Source organism: Streptomyces sp. NPDC057280, assembly GCF_042668605.1.
Taxonomy (GTDB): domain Bacteria; phylum Actinomycetota; class Actinomycetes; order Streptomycetales; family Streptomycetaceae; genus Streptomyces.
On record NZ_JBHUYR010000005.1, the window covers coordinates 217,417 to 232,701 of the forward strand.

The 15,285-nt window shown below is 70.9% G+C and carries 11 protein-coding genes; 9 read left to right on the plus strand and 2 right to left on the minus strand.

The window, feature by feature from the left end; all coding sequences use genetic code 11:
• Window positions 1-47: 47 nt before the first annotated feature.
• Both ACFUO4_RS28545 and ACFUO4_RS28550 read right to left on the minus strand, forming a co-directional pair.
• On the minus strand, window positions 48-212 hold the full coding sequence (locus ACFUO4_RS28545; RefSeq protein WP_179143426.1) for a hypothetical protein: 165 nt from the start codon (window positions 210-212) through the stop codon (window positions 48-50).
• 222 nt (window positions 213-434) lie between these two features.
• The gene (locus ACFUO4_RS28550) at window positions 435-3,392 is read right to left on the minus strand and encodes a BTAD domain-containing putative transcriptional regulator (RefSeq protein ID WP_383490236.1); all 2,958 of its coding nucleotides are present in this window, start codon (window positions 3,390-3,392) and stop codon (window positions 435-437) included.
• 207 nt (window positions 3,393-3,599) lie between these two features.
• On the opposite strand from ACFUO4_RS28550, the gene ACFUO4_RS28555 reads away from it, so the two are divergent.
• From ACFUO4_RS28555 to ACFUO4_RS28595, 9 genes are all read left to right on the plus strand, one after another.
• Window positions 3,600-4,838, plus strand: a complete 1,239-nt coding sequence (locus ACFUO4_RS28555; RefSeq protein ID WP_383490239.1) for an amidohydrolase family protein — start codon at window positions 3,600-3,602, stop codon at window positions 4,836-4,838.
• Between the two features lie 122 nt (window positions 4,839-4,960).
• Window positions 4,961-5,803: a vWA domain-containing protein gene (locus ACFUO4_RS28560; RefSeq protein ID WP_383490242.1), complete on the plus strand. Its 843-nt coding sequence runs from the start codon at window positions 4,961-4,963 to the stop codon at window positions 5,801-5,803.
• A gap of 2 nt (window positions 5,804-5,805) precedes the next feature.
• Window positions 5,806-6,663 (plus strand): hypothetical protein, encoded by an 858-nt coding sequence (locus ACFUO4_RS28565; RefSeq protein WP_383490245.1) that lies wholly within the window; start codon window positions 5,806-5,808, stop codon window positions 6,661-6,663.
• Entirely contained in the window at window positions 6,664-8,937 is a 2,274-nt protein-coding gene (locus ACFUO4_RS28570) for a hypothetical protein (RefSeq protein ID WP_383490249.1), read from the plus strand.
• 105 nt (window positions 8,938-9,042) lie between these two features.
• A complete protein-coding gene (locus tag ACFUO4_RS28575; protein ID WP_383490252.1) occupies window positions 9,043-10,026 on the plus strand; it encodes an LLM class F420-dependent oxidoreductase in 984 nt (327 codons plus the stop codon).
• Window positions 10,027-10,037: 11 nt separating this feature from the next.
• Entirely contained in the window at window positions 10,038-10,808 is a 771-nt protein-coding gene (locus tag ACFUO4_RS28580; RefSeq protein WP_383490255.1) for an SDR family NAD(P)-dependent oxidoreductase, read from the plus strand.
• 88 nt (window positions 10,809-10,896) lie between these two features.
• Complete coding sequence (locus tag ACFUO4_RS28585) at window positions 10,897-12,015, plus strand: LLM class flavin-dependent oxidoreductase (protein WP_383490258.1); 1,119 nt, start codon at window positions 10,897-10,899, stop codon at window positions 12,013-12,015.
• 94 nt (window positions 12,016-12,109) lie between these two features.
• Window positions 12,110-13,831, plus strand: a complete 1,722-nt coding sequence (locus ACFUO4_RS28590; RefSeq protein ID WP_383490262.1) for an amidohydrolase family protein — start codon at window positions 12,110-12,112, stop codon at window positions 13,829-13,831.
• Window positions 13,828-15,273 (plus strand): aldehyde dehydrogenase family protein, encoded by a 1,446-nt coding sequence (locus tag ACFUO4_RS28595; protein ID WP_383490265.1) that lies wholly within the window; start codon window positions 13,828-13,830, stop codon window positions 15,271-15,273. Before ACFUO4_RS28590 ends, ACFUO4_RS28595 begins: the two co-directional genes overlap by 4 nt.
• Window positions 15,274-15,285 lie beyond the last annotated feature (12 nt).

Below are 15,285 nucleotides of genomic sequence, written 5' to 3' on the forward strand. Positions count from 1 at the left end.
CTCCGCGCCGCCGCGGCCGATCCCCGTGCGGGAAAGGTTCGTGTGGGTCAGGCAGGGTTGTCCGTGATGTGGACGTTGTCGGTGGTGGCCTCGTCCGTGTCCGTGCTCTTGACCTTGAGCGGCTCGGTGGTGATGTGGACGTTGTCCGTCGTCGCGTCGCTCGCGGGCTTGTCCGTGATGTGGACGTTGTCGGTGCTGGTCTCGTCGCTCATGTTCGCTGGCTCCCCTGACAGTTCGGTGCGATGGATGGGCAGGATCCGCCCGGCAACTCCCCCGCGGGCTGCCGGGCGGATCTGCTGGGCCGGTTCACCTTAGATGTCCGGCCCGGTGTCGCTCCGTCTGCCCCCCGACGCGACGGCTCGACACAGCAGAGAGTGCCGGGCGGCGATAAACGAATGATGAACGCGTCCGGCGGCACGGGCCGTCGGCTTGGTTCAGGCCGCCGCGACCGGGCTCAGCAGACCCCTGACCTCGGTGGCCTCGGGTACACCCAGCGCCTCGAAGATCTCGAGAGCGTCCCGCCAGCACACCTGGGCCCGGCCTTGCTGGCCGATCCCGCTGAGGGCCCGCCCGAGGATCGTGAGAACGTTGCCGCGTCGCCATTCGCCACCGATGTCCCGCAGCAGCGTCAGAGCCATCTCGGCGTTTGCAGCCGCCTGCGCGGGGCGCCTCGCCGCGAGATCGAGCTCGGCGAGCCGGAACAGGCTCATGCCCTCCCACAGACGCTGGCGGCTCTCCCGGAACACCTGGAGGGCCTGGTGCAGGCACTCGGCGGCCTCGGCGAGCTTTCCGCTCTGCTTGAGCGCCAGGCCCAGCGCGTACCGGCCGTTGGCACCGCGCAGGGCGTGTCCCAGGTCGTCGTACATCGCCGCGCCCTGCTGGGCCAGCGCCACCGCACTCGCCGTCCGCCCGGTGACCAGATGGATGCGCGAAAGATTGCACAGGGCACTGGCCTCGCCCGCGCGGTCGCCGAGGGCGCGGAATCCGTCGATGGCGAAGGTGAGGTGCTCTTCGCTCGCCTCGTGCCGGTTCTGGTAGTGGGCGACCGCCCCGCTGATGTTGGCCGCCCAGCACCCGGTGAGCGGGTCGGCCGCCACAGCGGCCAACTCCGAGGCGCGTGAGGCCTCCTGGAGGGCGGCGTCGAACTTGCTGTCGGAGACCTGGTGCATGAAGGCGAGGGTGGTCAGGGCCCGTGCCTCCGCGCGAGGGTCGCTCGCCTCCCGGGCCGCATCCCGCAGCAGCGCGGCGACCGCGCCGTACTCCTTCGAGTTGGCACCCGACTCGGCCAGGTCCACGGCCGCCCAGAGCACGTCGACGGCTCGCCGCAGCGTCTCGGGCCGCGCCGATTGCCGTACGCAGGCCAGCAACGGGACCGCCTCCGCGTACAGCCAGTCCTGCGCCGCGTGCCGGTCCGAGAACACCAGCCCCGGATACGCCGCCTGCTCCAGGTGAGCCACCAGCCGGTCCCCCGGCCGCTCGATCAGGTACACCCCGCCGACCGTCGCCAGATAGAAGTCCAGCAACCGCGAAAGCGCCGCCCCCCGCTCCTCGGGCGGCCACTCGTCGCGTTCCGCGCACGCACGCGCGTAGAGGCGTACCAGGTCGTGGAAGCGGTAGCGGCCGGGTGCCGCGGACTCCAGCAGGGATGTGTCCACCAGGGATTCGAGGACGTCCTCGGTGTCCTCGACGGGCAGGTCCAGCATCGCCGCCGCTGCCGCGAGGGAGATGTCCGGGCCGTCCGCCAGGCCCAGCAGGCGGAACGCGCGGGCCTGGGCCGGTTCCAGCTGGCCGTAGCCGAGTTCGAAGGTGGCCTTGACCGCCAGGTCGCCCGCCTGGAGTTCGTCCAGGCGACGGCGTTCGTCCGCGAGCTTCGCCGCCAGGACCGAGACGGTCCAGGTGCGGCGGGCCGCGAGGCGGGACGCCGCGATGCGGATCGCCAGGGGGAGGAAGCCGCAGGCCGCCACCACGTCCAGCGCCGCCTCCCGCTCGGAGGCCACGCGCTCCTCGCCCACGATCCGCGTGAAGAGCTGGAGCGCCTCGTCGGGGGACATCACGTCCAGGTCCACCAGGTGCGCGCCCGCCAGGTCCACCATCCGGACCCGGGACGTCACCAGGGCCGCGCAGCCCTCCGTGCCCGGAAGGAGCGGTCTCACCTGTGCCGCGTCCCGGGCGTTGTCCAGCAGGACCAGTACCCGTCTGCCGTCCAGCACCGAGCGGTACAGCGCCGCCCGCTCCTCCAGCGAGTCCGGGATCGCCGAGTCCGCCGTGCCGAGCGCCCGCAGGAACGCGCCCAGCACCGTCTCCGGCTCCGCCGCCCGCTGCCCCGCGCCCTGGAGGTCGACGTACAACTGGCCGTCGGGGAAGGCCGAGCGGGCCTGGTGGGCGACATGGACGGCGAGGGTCGTCTTGCCGACGCCGCCGATGCCCGCCAGCGCCGACACCGCCATCACCCGGCCCTCGGAGGAGGCCAGCACGTCACCGAGCTCGGCCACGAAGGACGCGCGGCCCGTGAAGTCAGGGACCGTCGCCGGGAGTTGAGCGGGGCGGACCGGGGTCGCGGCGGGTTCCGAGCGCGGGGACGACGGTTCCGCGAGGCCGGGGTCCGCCTGGAGGATGCGCTGCTGGAGGTCCTTCAGCCCGGGCCGCGGGTCGACGCCCAGCTCGTCCGCGAGCAGGCGCCGCGTGTCCGCGTACACGGCGAGGGCCTCCGCCTGCCGGCCGGAGCGGTACAGCGCCAGCATCAGCAGCTCGCGCAGGCGTTCCCGCAGCGGGTGCGCGGCGGTCAGGGCGGTGAGTTCCGAGACCGCCTCCGCGTGGCAGCCCTGCTCCAGGTCCATGTCGAGGCGGGATTCGAGGAGTTGCAGACGCCACTCCTCCAGGCGGACCCGTTGCGAGGACGCGTACGGGCCCGGCACCCCCGCCAGCACCTCGCCGTCCCACAGGGCCAGGGCGCGGGCGAGCACCTCGCGGGCGTGGCACAGGTCCCCGGCGCCGCGTGCCTTCTCCGCCTCCGTCGCCCACTCCTGCGCCACCGTCACGTCCAGCGCGCCCTCACCGAGGGAGCGGATCGCGTAGCCGCCCGCGTCGCTGACCAGTACGCCGGGGTCGAGGACCTTGCGGAGCCGGGAGGCGTACGTCCGGACGGCCGCGAGGGCCTGCGACGGGGGCTCCTCGCCCCACAGGGCGTCGATCAGCTCGGCCGCGGTGGCCGTCCGGCCCTCCCGCAGGAGCAGGGCCGCGAGCAGGGCCCGTTGCTGGGGCGAGCCCATCGCCAGGGGCTCCTCGCCGCGCCAGGCGCGCACCGGTCCGAGCACGCTGAAGCGCAGCGACGGGCCTGGCTCCGCCGAGGAGCCGGGACGCCGCTGCTCAGGCACCCGCGGTAGACCGTCCATCGAGTCCCCCTCAACCCAGTGAGCAACCCCGCCAGTTTGCCTTGTTCATGGCAGATGCGTCAGCTGTGGAGAGTCTGATCACAGGTGGGCGCGCGGTAAATCACAAGTCCCTCACGCCCCCTCCGCACAATTCCGCGCACAAACCATCATGACCAGGCGCTGTCACCGTAGCTGACGGGTCGTCAGATCAGCGCTACCGTGGCCCCCATGGAGACCGCCACCGGCACCACCTTCCCGTTGATCATCTCCGTCGACGACCACACCGTTGAGCCCGCCGACGTCTGGCAGAACCGGCTTCCGAAGAAGTACCTGGACGTCGGTCCCCGCGTGGTCCGGGCCCCGCTGAAGGAAATGACCTTCCTGGGCGGCCGGTTCAGGCCCGTCATGGGCACCCCCGGCCAGAGCGACGGCCCGATCGGCGACTGGTGGGTGTACGAGGACCTGCACCGGCCGCTCACCCGCCTCGACACCGCCGTCGGCTACAGCAGGGACGAGATCAAGCTGGAGATCATCACCTACGAGCAGATGCGGCAGGGGTCGTACGACGTCCCGTCCCGCCTCGCCGACATGGACGTCAACCACGTCCAGTCCGCCCTGTGCTTCCCCACCTTCCCGCGCTTCTGCGGCCAGACCTTCACCGAGGCCGCGGACCACGAGCTGGGGCTGCTGTGCATCCAGGCGTACAACGACTGGATGGTGGAGGAGTGGTGCGGCCCCGCCGCCCACGGCCGGCTCATCCCCCTCACCCTCATCCCGCTCTGGGACGCCGAACTGGCCGCCGCCGAGGTCCGCCGCATGGCGGCGAAGGGCGTCCGCGCCGTCGCCTTCTCCGAGATACCCCCGCACCTCGGCCTGCCCTCCGTCCACACCGACGCCTGGGACCCCTTCCTCGCCGCGTGCGACGAGACCGGCACCGTCATCGCCATGCACATCGGCTCCTCCAGCCGGATGCCCTCCACCTCCGCCGACGCCCCGCCCGCCGTCGGCTCCACCATCACCTTCGCCAACTGCTGCTTCTCGATGGTCGACTGGCTGATGAGCGGCAAGTTCGAACGCTTCCCGGGCCTGAAGGTGATGTACGCGGAAGGGCAGATCGGCTGGATCCCCTACATCCTCGAACGCGCCGACGTCGTCTGGGAGGAGAACCGCGGCTGGGGCGGCGTCGCCGACAAGGTCCACCGGCCGCCGTCCGAACTCTTCGCCGACCACGTCTACGGCTGCTTCTTCGACGACGCCTTCGGCCTCAGGAACCTCGACGCGATCGGCCTCGCCAACGTCCTCTACGAGACCGACTACCCCCACTCCGACTCCACCTGGCCGAAGTCGAGGGAGGTCGGCGAGGCGCAGATGGGCCACCTGGACCCGGACGCGATCGAACGCATCGTCCGCGGCAACGCCATCGACCTGCTCGGGCTGACCCCCGACGGACTGTGGGACGGCATGTGAGGAGTTCATGTGAAGAATCTGGTCGTCCGCTAAGGTGATGCCCCTGGGGGGCATGCAGAGACAAGAGGTCCATGCGGTTGCCCCGTGCCTGTTCGGACAGGGGAAATCGGGGGGCCATTCAGGTGCCGTACACCGCAGAGATCAGCCGGACCAACCCGGGCTGCTTCATCTTCCTGGTGGACCAGTCCGCCTCGATGAGCGACCCGATGGGCAGCGGTGAGGAGACCAAGCAGCGGGCCGAGGTCGTGTCCGACGCCATCAACCGACTGCTGACCGAACTGTCCGTCAAGTGCGCCAAGGAAGAAGGCGTACGGGACTACTTCCACGTGGCGGTGATCGGCTACGGGCACAACCACGTCGGCTCCGCCTACAAGGGTGCGCTGGCCGGACGCGACCTCGTTCCGCTGAGCGAGGTCGCCAACAACCCTGCCCGGGTGGAGAGCCGTACCAAGAAGGTGCCCGACGGGGCAGGCGGTCTGGTCGAGACGTCGGTGCAGTTCCCGGTGTGGATGGACCCGGTCACCAACGGCGGTACGCCGATGACGCGTGCCCTCGGCTACGCCGACAACCTGGTCGCGAACTGGGTCGAGGAGCACCCTGGCGGCTTCCCACCCATCGTGCTGAACCTCACCGACGGCGAGTCCACCGACGGAGACCCGACCAGCGCTGCCATCGGACTGGCCTCGCACGCCACCGCTGACGGACCGGTCCTGCTGTTCAACCTGCACGTCTCCGGCAGCGGCGGCACGCCGATCACGTTCCCGGACGGCGAGGAGGCGCTGCCGGACACCTACGCCCGGCTGCTGTTCCAGATGTCCAGCGTGCTGCCCAGCCACATGCGCTCCTACGCGGCCTCCCAGGGACACCGGGTCAGCGAGACCACCCGCGGATTCGTCTACAACGCCGACATCACTCAGATCGTCGAGTTCCTCGACATCGGCACCCGCGCGACGGAACTGCGCTGACCATGGGGGGTCTTCCGGCGCTGCCGGAGTCGCAACTGCTGCGGTTGCCGAAGGCGGGCAGCAGGCCGGAAGAGTGCGAGGACGCCGGACTGGTCTGGGATCCCGCCGAACCCGGCGTCGATGATGACGGCCGCCTCGTGCAGTCGCTGTACGCCGCCGTCTCGGACGGGGCCTCGGAGAGCCTGTTGGCCCGGGCCTGGGCTGGGCAGCTCGTCAACGACGTCATCGAGTCCATGCGTATGAACGGGGACTGGTGGCGGGGGCCGGAGCACTTCGCGCAGGACCTGATCGACCGCTCCTCGTGGCACTGGGAGACCTTCCTGGCCCAGTACCAGGAGAACCGCGCCGCACAGGGCCGACCCATCACCTGGTACGAGCAGCCCGGGCTGGAGAAGGGTGCCTTCGCCACCGTGCTGGGGACCGAGATCCGCGGCACGCTCCTCGACACGGGCGAGACCCGCTGGACCTGGCACGCCTTCGCGCTCGGGGACAGCTGTCTGTTCCAGATCCGGGACGGCGCCGTGCACACGTCGTTCCCGGTGACCGACCTGGCGGAGTTCGGGATCACGCCGATGCTCCTCGGCAGCCGCAACCGTGACTGGGAACTGGTCGCGCGGCGGATGACCGTCGCCCACGGCGAGTTGGAGCCCGGTGACGAACTCCTGCTGGCGACCGATGCGTTGGCCGCCTGGACGCTGGCCGGCGAGGGCGCCGGGCTGATGCCCGGACGGCAACTGGCGGCCATCGCGCCGCAAGGGGAAGAGCAGTTCGCCGAATGGATCGCTCACCAGCGCTCCGGCGGCCACATGAGAAACGACGACGTCACGCTCATCCGGACGTGGGTGAGAGCGGAGGCATAAATGGCGGTGTCCCGCGGCGGTCCCTCCGCCCCCGGACCCGGTGCGGTCAGGAAGTTCCCCACGGGGGCGCTGTACGCGGAGGCACTGCAACACCCCGAGCTCTGCTTCAGCGACCCCGACCTCAAGCATGGCAAGGTCGAGCAGAGCCCGGTCCTCGGGCCGAAGGCGATCTCCGGGAACTTCGCCAGCGTCTTCTCCGTCACCGCCCCCGGCGGACAGCGCTATGCCCTCAAGTGCTTCACCCGGGACAGCGCGACGCTCGGGAATCGGTACGCCGCGATCAGCTCCGCGCTGGGGGCGCTGGACAGCGGTGCGCTTTCGCAGCCTTGGTCGGTGGGGTTCGACTTCCTGGAGCAGGGTGTACTGGTCCAGGGCCACTGGTTTCCCGTGGTCAGGATGACCTGGGTGCAGGGCACCGGCCTGATCAGCTGGATCGAGCGCAACCTCCAGGACTCGGCCGCGGTGCGCGCGCTCGCCGACCGTTTCGTGGCCATGATCGCCGACCTGGAGGACAACGGCATCGCCCACGGCGATCTCCAGCACGGCAATCTGCTGGTCGCCGCCGACGGCACCATCCGCCTCGTGGACTACGACGGCATGTACGTGCCCGCGCTGCGGGGCGAACAGGCCACGGAGAACGGGCATCGCAACTACCAGTCGCCGTCCCGCACGGCCGCCGACTTCGGCCCGCACATGGACCGCTTCTCCGCCTGGGTCATCGCGCTCTCCCTGGTGGCCGTGGCGACCGATCCGGGGCTGTGGCACCAGCTCCACGATCCCCAGGGCGAGTCGCTCATCCTGTCCGAGCCGGACTTCAAGGAGCCCGCCACCTCACTGGCCTGGCCGGTGCTGCTGCACCACCCCGACGCGCGGGTGCGGGAACTCGCCGACCGGGTCAAGGGCTTCGTCGCCCTGCCCTGTTCCGCCTTGCCGGCCGTGACCGCCGACACCGTCAAGGTGCCCGCCCAGCGGTCTGGCGGCGGCACCCGGTCCGGCGCGGCCGCCGCACAGGGTGGATCCCCGCCCTGGTCCACCGCCGCCGTGTCCGGTGCGTCTGCCACCGCATCGAGTACGGCCCCGGCGGGCGTCCCGGCCTGGATGACAGGCCGGGTCCCCGTCACGCCCGCCACCCCCTCGGCGCCGACGACGGCGCCCGCCAACGCCGGTTTCGTCAGACGCCGGGTCGGCGACCTGGTCGCGGGCACCGGGGCGCTGCTCACCACATCCGCGCCCGGCGCCCTGGTGCTCTCTGCGGCGCAGCCGGCATCAGCGCTGCCCGGCAGCCAGACGGCCGCTCTGGTCCTTGCCGTCGCCGCCCTCACCGCGGGCCGCAGGCGCCGCCCCGAGTACCGGGCGGCACACGCGCAGATCGCCGGGCTGAAGGGACGGGCCCGGGAGCTGGCCGATCCGGCCCGCGCCCATCAGCGGATCGGGCAGGAGATCCATACCCTGGACAGTGACCTGGCCAAGGACAACGCGGCCTCGGACAAGAAGGTCCAGGCACTGCAGACAGAGCTCAAGGACGGTCTCGCCAGGATCACCATGAACATGAACCGGCGCAGCGGAAAGGCGCAGCAGGAGCTCGCCGGACTGCCCGCTCAGGAGAAGGCGCAGCTGGCCGCCGCGTTGGAGCCGGCGATCAGGGCCCATGTGCAGGACCGGCTGCGCCGAACGCCGATCCGGGAGGCCCGGGCGCTCACCAACATGGGGCCCAAGATGGTCACCGCGCTGGAAGCCGCGGGCATCCGGACGGCCGCCGACTTCACGGGAGTGATCTATTCGATGAATCAGGGCTATGCCAGCCGTAACGCCTACCTCGTGCTCGCCGGCGGACATCAGGTCAAGGTCCCGGGCATCGGCGAGGCGCGAGCCACCACCCTGGAGAACTGGCGGCAGAACCTCGAACAGCGTGCCCGGCAGTCCGCTCCCACCTCCCTTCCCGCGCAGGACAAGGCGCGCATCAAGGCCGACATCGCCGCGCGTCGCCGCAGGCTGAAGGCCGACGTGAAGCAGGCCGAGACGGATGCCCAGCGGGAGCGCGACGCTCTTCAGCAGCGCATCACGGGCGAGCGAACCCGCCTCACCACCCAGCGCCAGCAGCACGCCACGGACATCCAGCGCAAGCGGGCCGATCTCATCCGGCAGCAGAAGCAACTCGCGGGCAGCGAGCAGGAGCGCGCCAGGGTGCTGGCCCAGCTGACCGACGTACGCAAGGAGGTCAAGCGGTCGTTGGGCAGGGTCCGGTACGTGAGGTTCGTGCTGACCGGACGCTGAGGGGCGACCGGCTGGGGCCAGGGGATGCCTTGTCATTTCTCCCGCCGCGCCGCACCATGGCACCGCCGTCAGAACTGACGGACCGTCAAGTCGGCTGGGAGTGCCATGCAGCCTCACCGCACGACAGATGAAATCGCCCGCCTCGCGCATGCCACCGCCGCGCCGCCCGACCGGCTCGAGTACGGCATCCAGCTCCCCGTCCAGTCCCAGAGCACGATCTACACCGAGCCCTGGGAGGCCACGGCCGGGCCGGCGGATCTGGTCGCCGTGGCGCGGGCCGCGGAGGACGCCGGGTTCGCCTACGTCGCGAGCTGCGACCATGTCGCCATCCCGCGCAGGCTCGCCGCCGCGATGAGCACGGTCTGGTACGACCCCGTCGCCACCCTCGCCCATCTGGCCGCCGTCACCGAGCGCATCCGGCTGCTCAGTCATGTCGCCGTCGTGGGGCTGAGGCATCCGCTGCTCAGTGCCAAGCAGTACGCCACCGTCGATCACCTCAGCGGGGGGCGGCTGATTCTCGGGGTCGGGGCCGGGCACGTGGCGGAGGAGTTCGAGGTCCTGGGGCTGGACTTCCGGCAGCGGGGGGCGCTGCTCGACGAGTGTGTGGACGCGCTGCGGGTCGCGCTGGGGACCGAGGAGTTTCCCGAGCACCACGGGAAGTTCTACGACTTCCAGGGGCTGGGGCAGCGGCCGCGGCCCGCCCAGGCGCGCGTTCCGCTGTGGGTCGGCGGGTCCTCGCCCGCCGCTGTCCGGCGGGCCGCGCTCAAGGGGGACGGCTGGCTGCCGCAGGGCGACCCGCGGGACCGGCTGCCCGCGCAGATCGCCGAGCTGACGCGGATCCGCGAGGAGGCGGGCGTCGAGGCGCCGCTGACCGTCGGCGCCATCGTCGAGCCCCTCTACATCGGGCGTCCGGGGTGGGATGTGGGGCGCCGCACGCTCACCGGCTCCCCGGAGGCGCTCGCCGAGTCGCTGCGGGCCTATCGCGCGATGGGCGTGCACCAGATCCAGGTGCGGTTCCGCAGCCGCGGCCGTACCGAACTCACCGACCAGATGGCGGCCTTCGGGACCGAAGTGGCGCCCCACCTCTGAGGAGATGCCGGATGGGCAAGCTGGACGGACGCGTCGTCATCGTCACCGGCGCGGCACGCGGACAAGGGGAGCAGGAGGCGCGGCTGTTCAGGGAGGAAGGGGCGCAGGTCGTCCTCGCCGACGTCCTCGACGAACCGGGGGAGGCGCTCGCGCGGGACATCGGGGCGCGGTACGTCCATCTCGACGTCGGCGACGAGGAGCAGTGGCGGGACGCGGTGAACGTGGTCAAGAACGCCTTCGGCCGCGTCGACGGCCTCGTCAACAACGCCGGCGTCCTGCGCTTCAACTCCCTCGTCGACACGCCCCTCGACGAGTTCATGCAGGTCGTGCGGGTCAATCAGGTCGGCTGCTTCCTCGGTATCAAGACCGTCGCCCCGGTCATGGAGGACGGCGGCACCATCGTCAACACCGCCTCCTACACGGGCGTGACCGGCATGGCCGCCGTCGGCAGCTACGCCGCCAGCAAGCACGCCGTCCTCGGTCTCACCCGGGTCGCTGCCCTGGAACTCGCCGGCCGGGGCATCCGCGTGAACGCCCTGTGCCCCGGCGCCATCGACACCGCCATGTCCAACCCGGCCCAACTGGACCCCGGGGCCGACGTGGAGGGGATGAGCCGGGCCCTCGACCAGCTGTACCGCAAGCTCGTGCCGCTCGGGCGGATCGGCCGGCCGGAGGAGGTGGCGCGGCTCGCGCTGTTCCTGACGTGCGAGGACTCGTCGTACATCACCGGGCAGCCGTTCGTGATCGACGGGGGGTGGCTGGCGGGGGTCAGTGTCGTCTGACTGGCCGTCAGGTATTGACGTTTCTGACGGTACGTCAGAAAGTCGTAGCACTCAGCAGACCCAACTGGACGTGGGACGGTGAACCGCCTTGGAATTCGGGCTCTTTGTACAGGGGTACGTGGGTAAGCGCGCCGAGACCGATCCGCTCGCCGAGCACAAGGCGCTGATGGAGGAGACCGAGTACGTCATCCAGGCGGACAAGTCCGGCTTCAAGTACGCCTGGGCCTCCGAGCACCACTTCCTGGAGGAGTATTCGCATCTGTCCGCGAACGACGTCTTCCTCGGGTATCTCGCGCACGCGACGGAACGGATTCACCTGGGGTCCGGGATCTTCAACCCGCTCGCCCAGGTCAACCACCCCGTGAAGGTCGCCGAGAAGGTCGCCATGCTCGACCATCTCTCCGAGGGGCGCTTCGAGTTCGGGTCCGGGCGCGGGGCCGGGTCACACGAGATCCTCGGGTTCATACCGGGCGTCACCGACATGAACTACACCAAGGAGATCTGGGAAGAGACCATCGCCGAGTTCCCCAAGATGTGGCTCCAGGACGAGTACGTCGGCTTCCAGGGCAAGCACTGGCAGCTGCCGCCGCGCAAGGTGCTGCCGAAGCCGTACGGGAAGTCGCACCCGGCGATGTGGTACGCGGCGGGGTCGCCGCCGTCGTACGCCATGGCGGCGAAGAAGGGGCTCGGGGTGCTGGGGTTCAGCATCCAGAAGGTGTCCGACATGGAGTGGGTCCTGGAGCAGTACAAGAACTCCGTCGTGAACGCCGAGCCGGTCGGGGACTTCGTCAACGACAACGTGATGGTGACGACGACCGCGATCTGCGCGCCCACGCATGCCGAGGCGATCGAGATCGCGGTGAACGGCGGGCTGCACTATCTGCCTTCGCTGGTCTTCCGGTACCACGACACGTTCCCGCGGCCCGAGGGGTTCCCGGAGTGGCCGGAGACGCTGCCGGAGTACACGCCGGAGTTCGTGGAGCTGCTCATCGAGGAGGAGCTGCTGATCTGCGGGGATCCGGACGAGGTGCTCACGCAGTGCAAGCGGTGGGAGCAGGCGGGGGCGGATCAGTTGAGCTTCGGGTTGCCGGTGGGGGTGCCGAAGGAGGAGACGTTGCAGACGATCCGGTTGATCGGGGAGCACGTGATTCCGAAGATCGACACGGATCCTGTGCATCGGACGACGCGGTTCCGAGGGGCTGTCTGAGGTTGTACGGCGGGTGCGGGTTGTCTGTGGCTGGTCGCGCAGTTCCCCGCGCCCCTAAAGGCCCTCCACCCAGCCCGAGTTGAAGGGGGCACCCATGCTCGATCACCTCATCAAAAGGGCGACCGTTGTCGATGGCACCGGGGCGCCCGCATTCACCGCCGACGTCGGTATTCGTGACGGGCGTATCGCCGTCGTCGGCAGCGTCAGCGAGGAAGCCCGTAGCAGCGAGGACGCATCTGGCCTCGTCCTCGCGCCCGGGTTCGTCGACCCCCACACCCACTACGACGCCCAGCTGTTCTGGGACCCCTACGCCACGCCCTCGCTCAACCACGGCGTGACCACAGTCGCCGCCGGCAACTGCGGGTTCACGCTGGCGCCCTTGCGGGCGGAGGACGCCGACTACACCCGGCGCATGATGTCCAAGGTCGAGGGCATGTCCCTGGTCGCGCTGGAGGAGGGGGCGCCCTGGAGCTGGGAGTCGTTCGGGGAGTATCTCGACGCTCTCGAAGGGCGGATCGCCGTCAACGCCGGTTTCATGGTGGGGCACTGTGCGCTGCGGCGGTACGTGATGGGGGCGGAGGCCATCGGTGGGCAGCCAAGTGGTGAGCAACTCGACACCATGTTGCGGTTGTTCCACGAGGCCATGGACGCCGGGGCCTGGGGGCTCTCCACCACCCAGTCGACCACCCACTCGGACGGGGACGGGAAGCCCGTCGCCTCCCGGCATGCCCTGCCCGCCGAACTCGTCGCGCTTTCCAAGGCGGTCGGCGAGCACGAAGGGACGCAGATCGAGGCCATCGTCGCCGGGTGTCTCGACCAGTTCAGCGACGCCGAGATCGAGCTGTTCGTGGAGATGAGCGCGGCGGCGGGGCGGCCGCTGAACTGGAACGTGCTCACCATCGACGCCGCCGTCCCCGAACGCGTCCCGCGCCAGCTGTTCGCCAGCGAGCAGGCGCGGAAGGCGGGCGGGCGGATCGTCGCCCTCACCATGCCGATCCTCACGCCGATGAACATGTCCCTGGGGACGTTCTGCGCGCTCAACCTCATCCCGGGCTGGGGGCCGATCCTCGGCCTGCCCGTGCCCGAGCGGATCGAGAAGCTCCGTGACCCGGACGTACGGGCCGGGATGCTGGAGCGCGCCCGGTCCAAGGAGGCCGGCGTCTTCCGGCGGCTGGCGAACTTCGGGCGGTACGTCATCGGCGACACCTACAGCGAGGCGAACCGCGGGCTCAGCGGGCGGGTCGTGCGGGACATCGCGGAGGAGCGCGGGCAGGACCCGTTCCAGTGCCTGGTCGAGATCTGCGCGGCCGACGACCTCCGTACGGTCCTGTGGCCCATGCCCACCGACAACGACCCCGCCTCCTGGGCGCTGCGCGCCGAGACCTGGCAGCACGAGGACGTGCTGCTCGGCGGCTCGGACGCGGGGGCGCATCTGGACCGGATGTGCGGGGCGCCGTACACCACCAGGTTCCTCGGGGACTGTCTGCGCGGGCGGAAGCTCGCCACGCTGGAGCAGGCGGTGAAGATGCTGACCGACGACCCGGCGCGGCTCTTCGGGCTGCGTGAGCGGGGGCAGGTACGGGAGGGCTGGCATGCCGACCTCGTGCTCTTCGACCCGGAGCGGATCGGCGCGGGCACGGCCACCCTGGTGCACGACCTGCCGGGTGACAGTCCGCGGCTGGACTCCAAGGCGCTCGGGGTACGGGCCGTGTGGGTCAACGGGGTCGAGGCGATCCGCGACGACGCGGTGAGCGGGGCGGTGCCCGGGAAGGTGCTGCGCTCGGGGCGGGACACCCGGACGGTGAGCACCCGGTGAAGGAGCGGCTGTTCATCGGGGGCGAGTGGACCCAGCCGGACGGCGGGCACTACGCCGTGGTCGATCCGGCCACCGAGGAGACCGTCGGGTGGGCGCCGGAGGCCTCGCGGGATCAGGTGCACGCGGCCTGCGCCGCGGCCCGCGAGGCCTTCGGGGCATGGTCGCGTACGGCACCCGAGGAGCGCGCGGCGATCCTTGCCCGGGCGGCCGACGTCATCGCCGGCCGATTCGTGCCGTACGCCGAACTCGCCCAGGCGGAGACCGGCGCGACGACCGGCACCGCGCGGGCGATGCAGGTCGGCGTCGGGATCGCCCGGTTCCGGCGGTACGCGCGCGTGGAGAGCGCCGAGTGGGCCGTCCCGCCGCAGATCAACGAGGCCGGGCCGATGGGGAAGGCCGGGGTGATGGGGGCGCTGGCCGTCCGCCAGCCCGTCGGGGTGGTCACCTGCATCACCTCGTACAACAACCCGTGGGCCAACCCGGCCGGCAAGATCGCCCCCGCCCTCGCGATGGGCAACACGGTGGTGGTGAAGCCTGCTCCGCAGGACCCCCTGTCCGTCTACCGGATGGCGGAGGCGCTGGAGGCGGCCGGGCTCCCGCCGGGCGTGCTCAGCGTGGTCTCCGGGCGCTCGGTCGACGTCGGTGAGGCCGCCGTGGACTCCCCGGACGTCGACATGGTCTCCTTCACCGGCTCCACCGCCGTCGGGCAGCGCATCGCCGAGGTGTGCGGGCGCGGCATGAAACGGCAGCTGATGGAACTGGGCGGGAAGGGCGCGGCACTCGTCTTCGACGACGCCGACGTCGGCTCGGCGGTGGCCGGGATCGGGACGACCTTCTCCTTCTACAGCGGGCAGATCTGTACCGCGCCGACGCGCGTGCTGGCCCAACGGGGCGTGTACGAGCGGCTGGTGGACGGGCTCGCCGGCTACGCCGGGCGGCTGAAGGTCGGGGACCCGCGGGAGGCGGACACGGTGGTGGGACCGGTGATCTCCGCCCCGCACCGGGAACGTGTCGAGTCGTACGTGGAGTCGGGCCGCAAGGAAGGCGCCACGGTCGTCGCGGGCGGCGAACGGCCGCCGTACGAGCGCGGCTTCTACGTCGCCCCGACCCTCCTCGCGGACTGCACCAACGCGATGCGGGTCGCCCGCGAGGAGATCTTCGGGCCGGTCGTGGCCGTCGTCCCCTTCGACGACGAGGAGGAGGGCATCGCCCTCGCCAACGACTCCGACTACGGCCTCATCGACTACGTCTGGTCCGGCGACGTCGCCCGCGCCTTCCGGGTGGCCCGGCGGCTGCGGGCGGGCGGGGTCGGTGTGAACACGGTCGGGCGGAACATGGAGGCGCCGTTCGGCGGGTTCAAGAAGAGCGGGGTGGGCCGGGACGTCGGGTCGTACGCGCTGCACGCCTACAGCGAGGTGCAGGCGATCGTCTGGCCCGGGTGAGCGGTCGGCCGC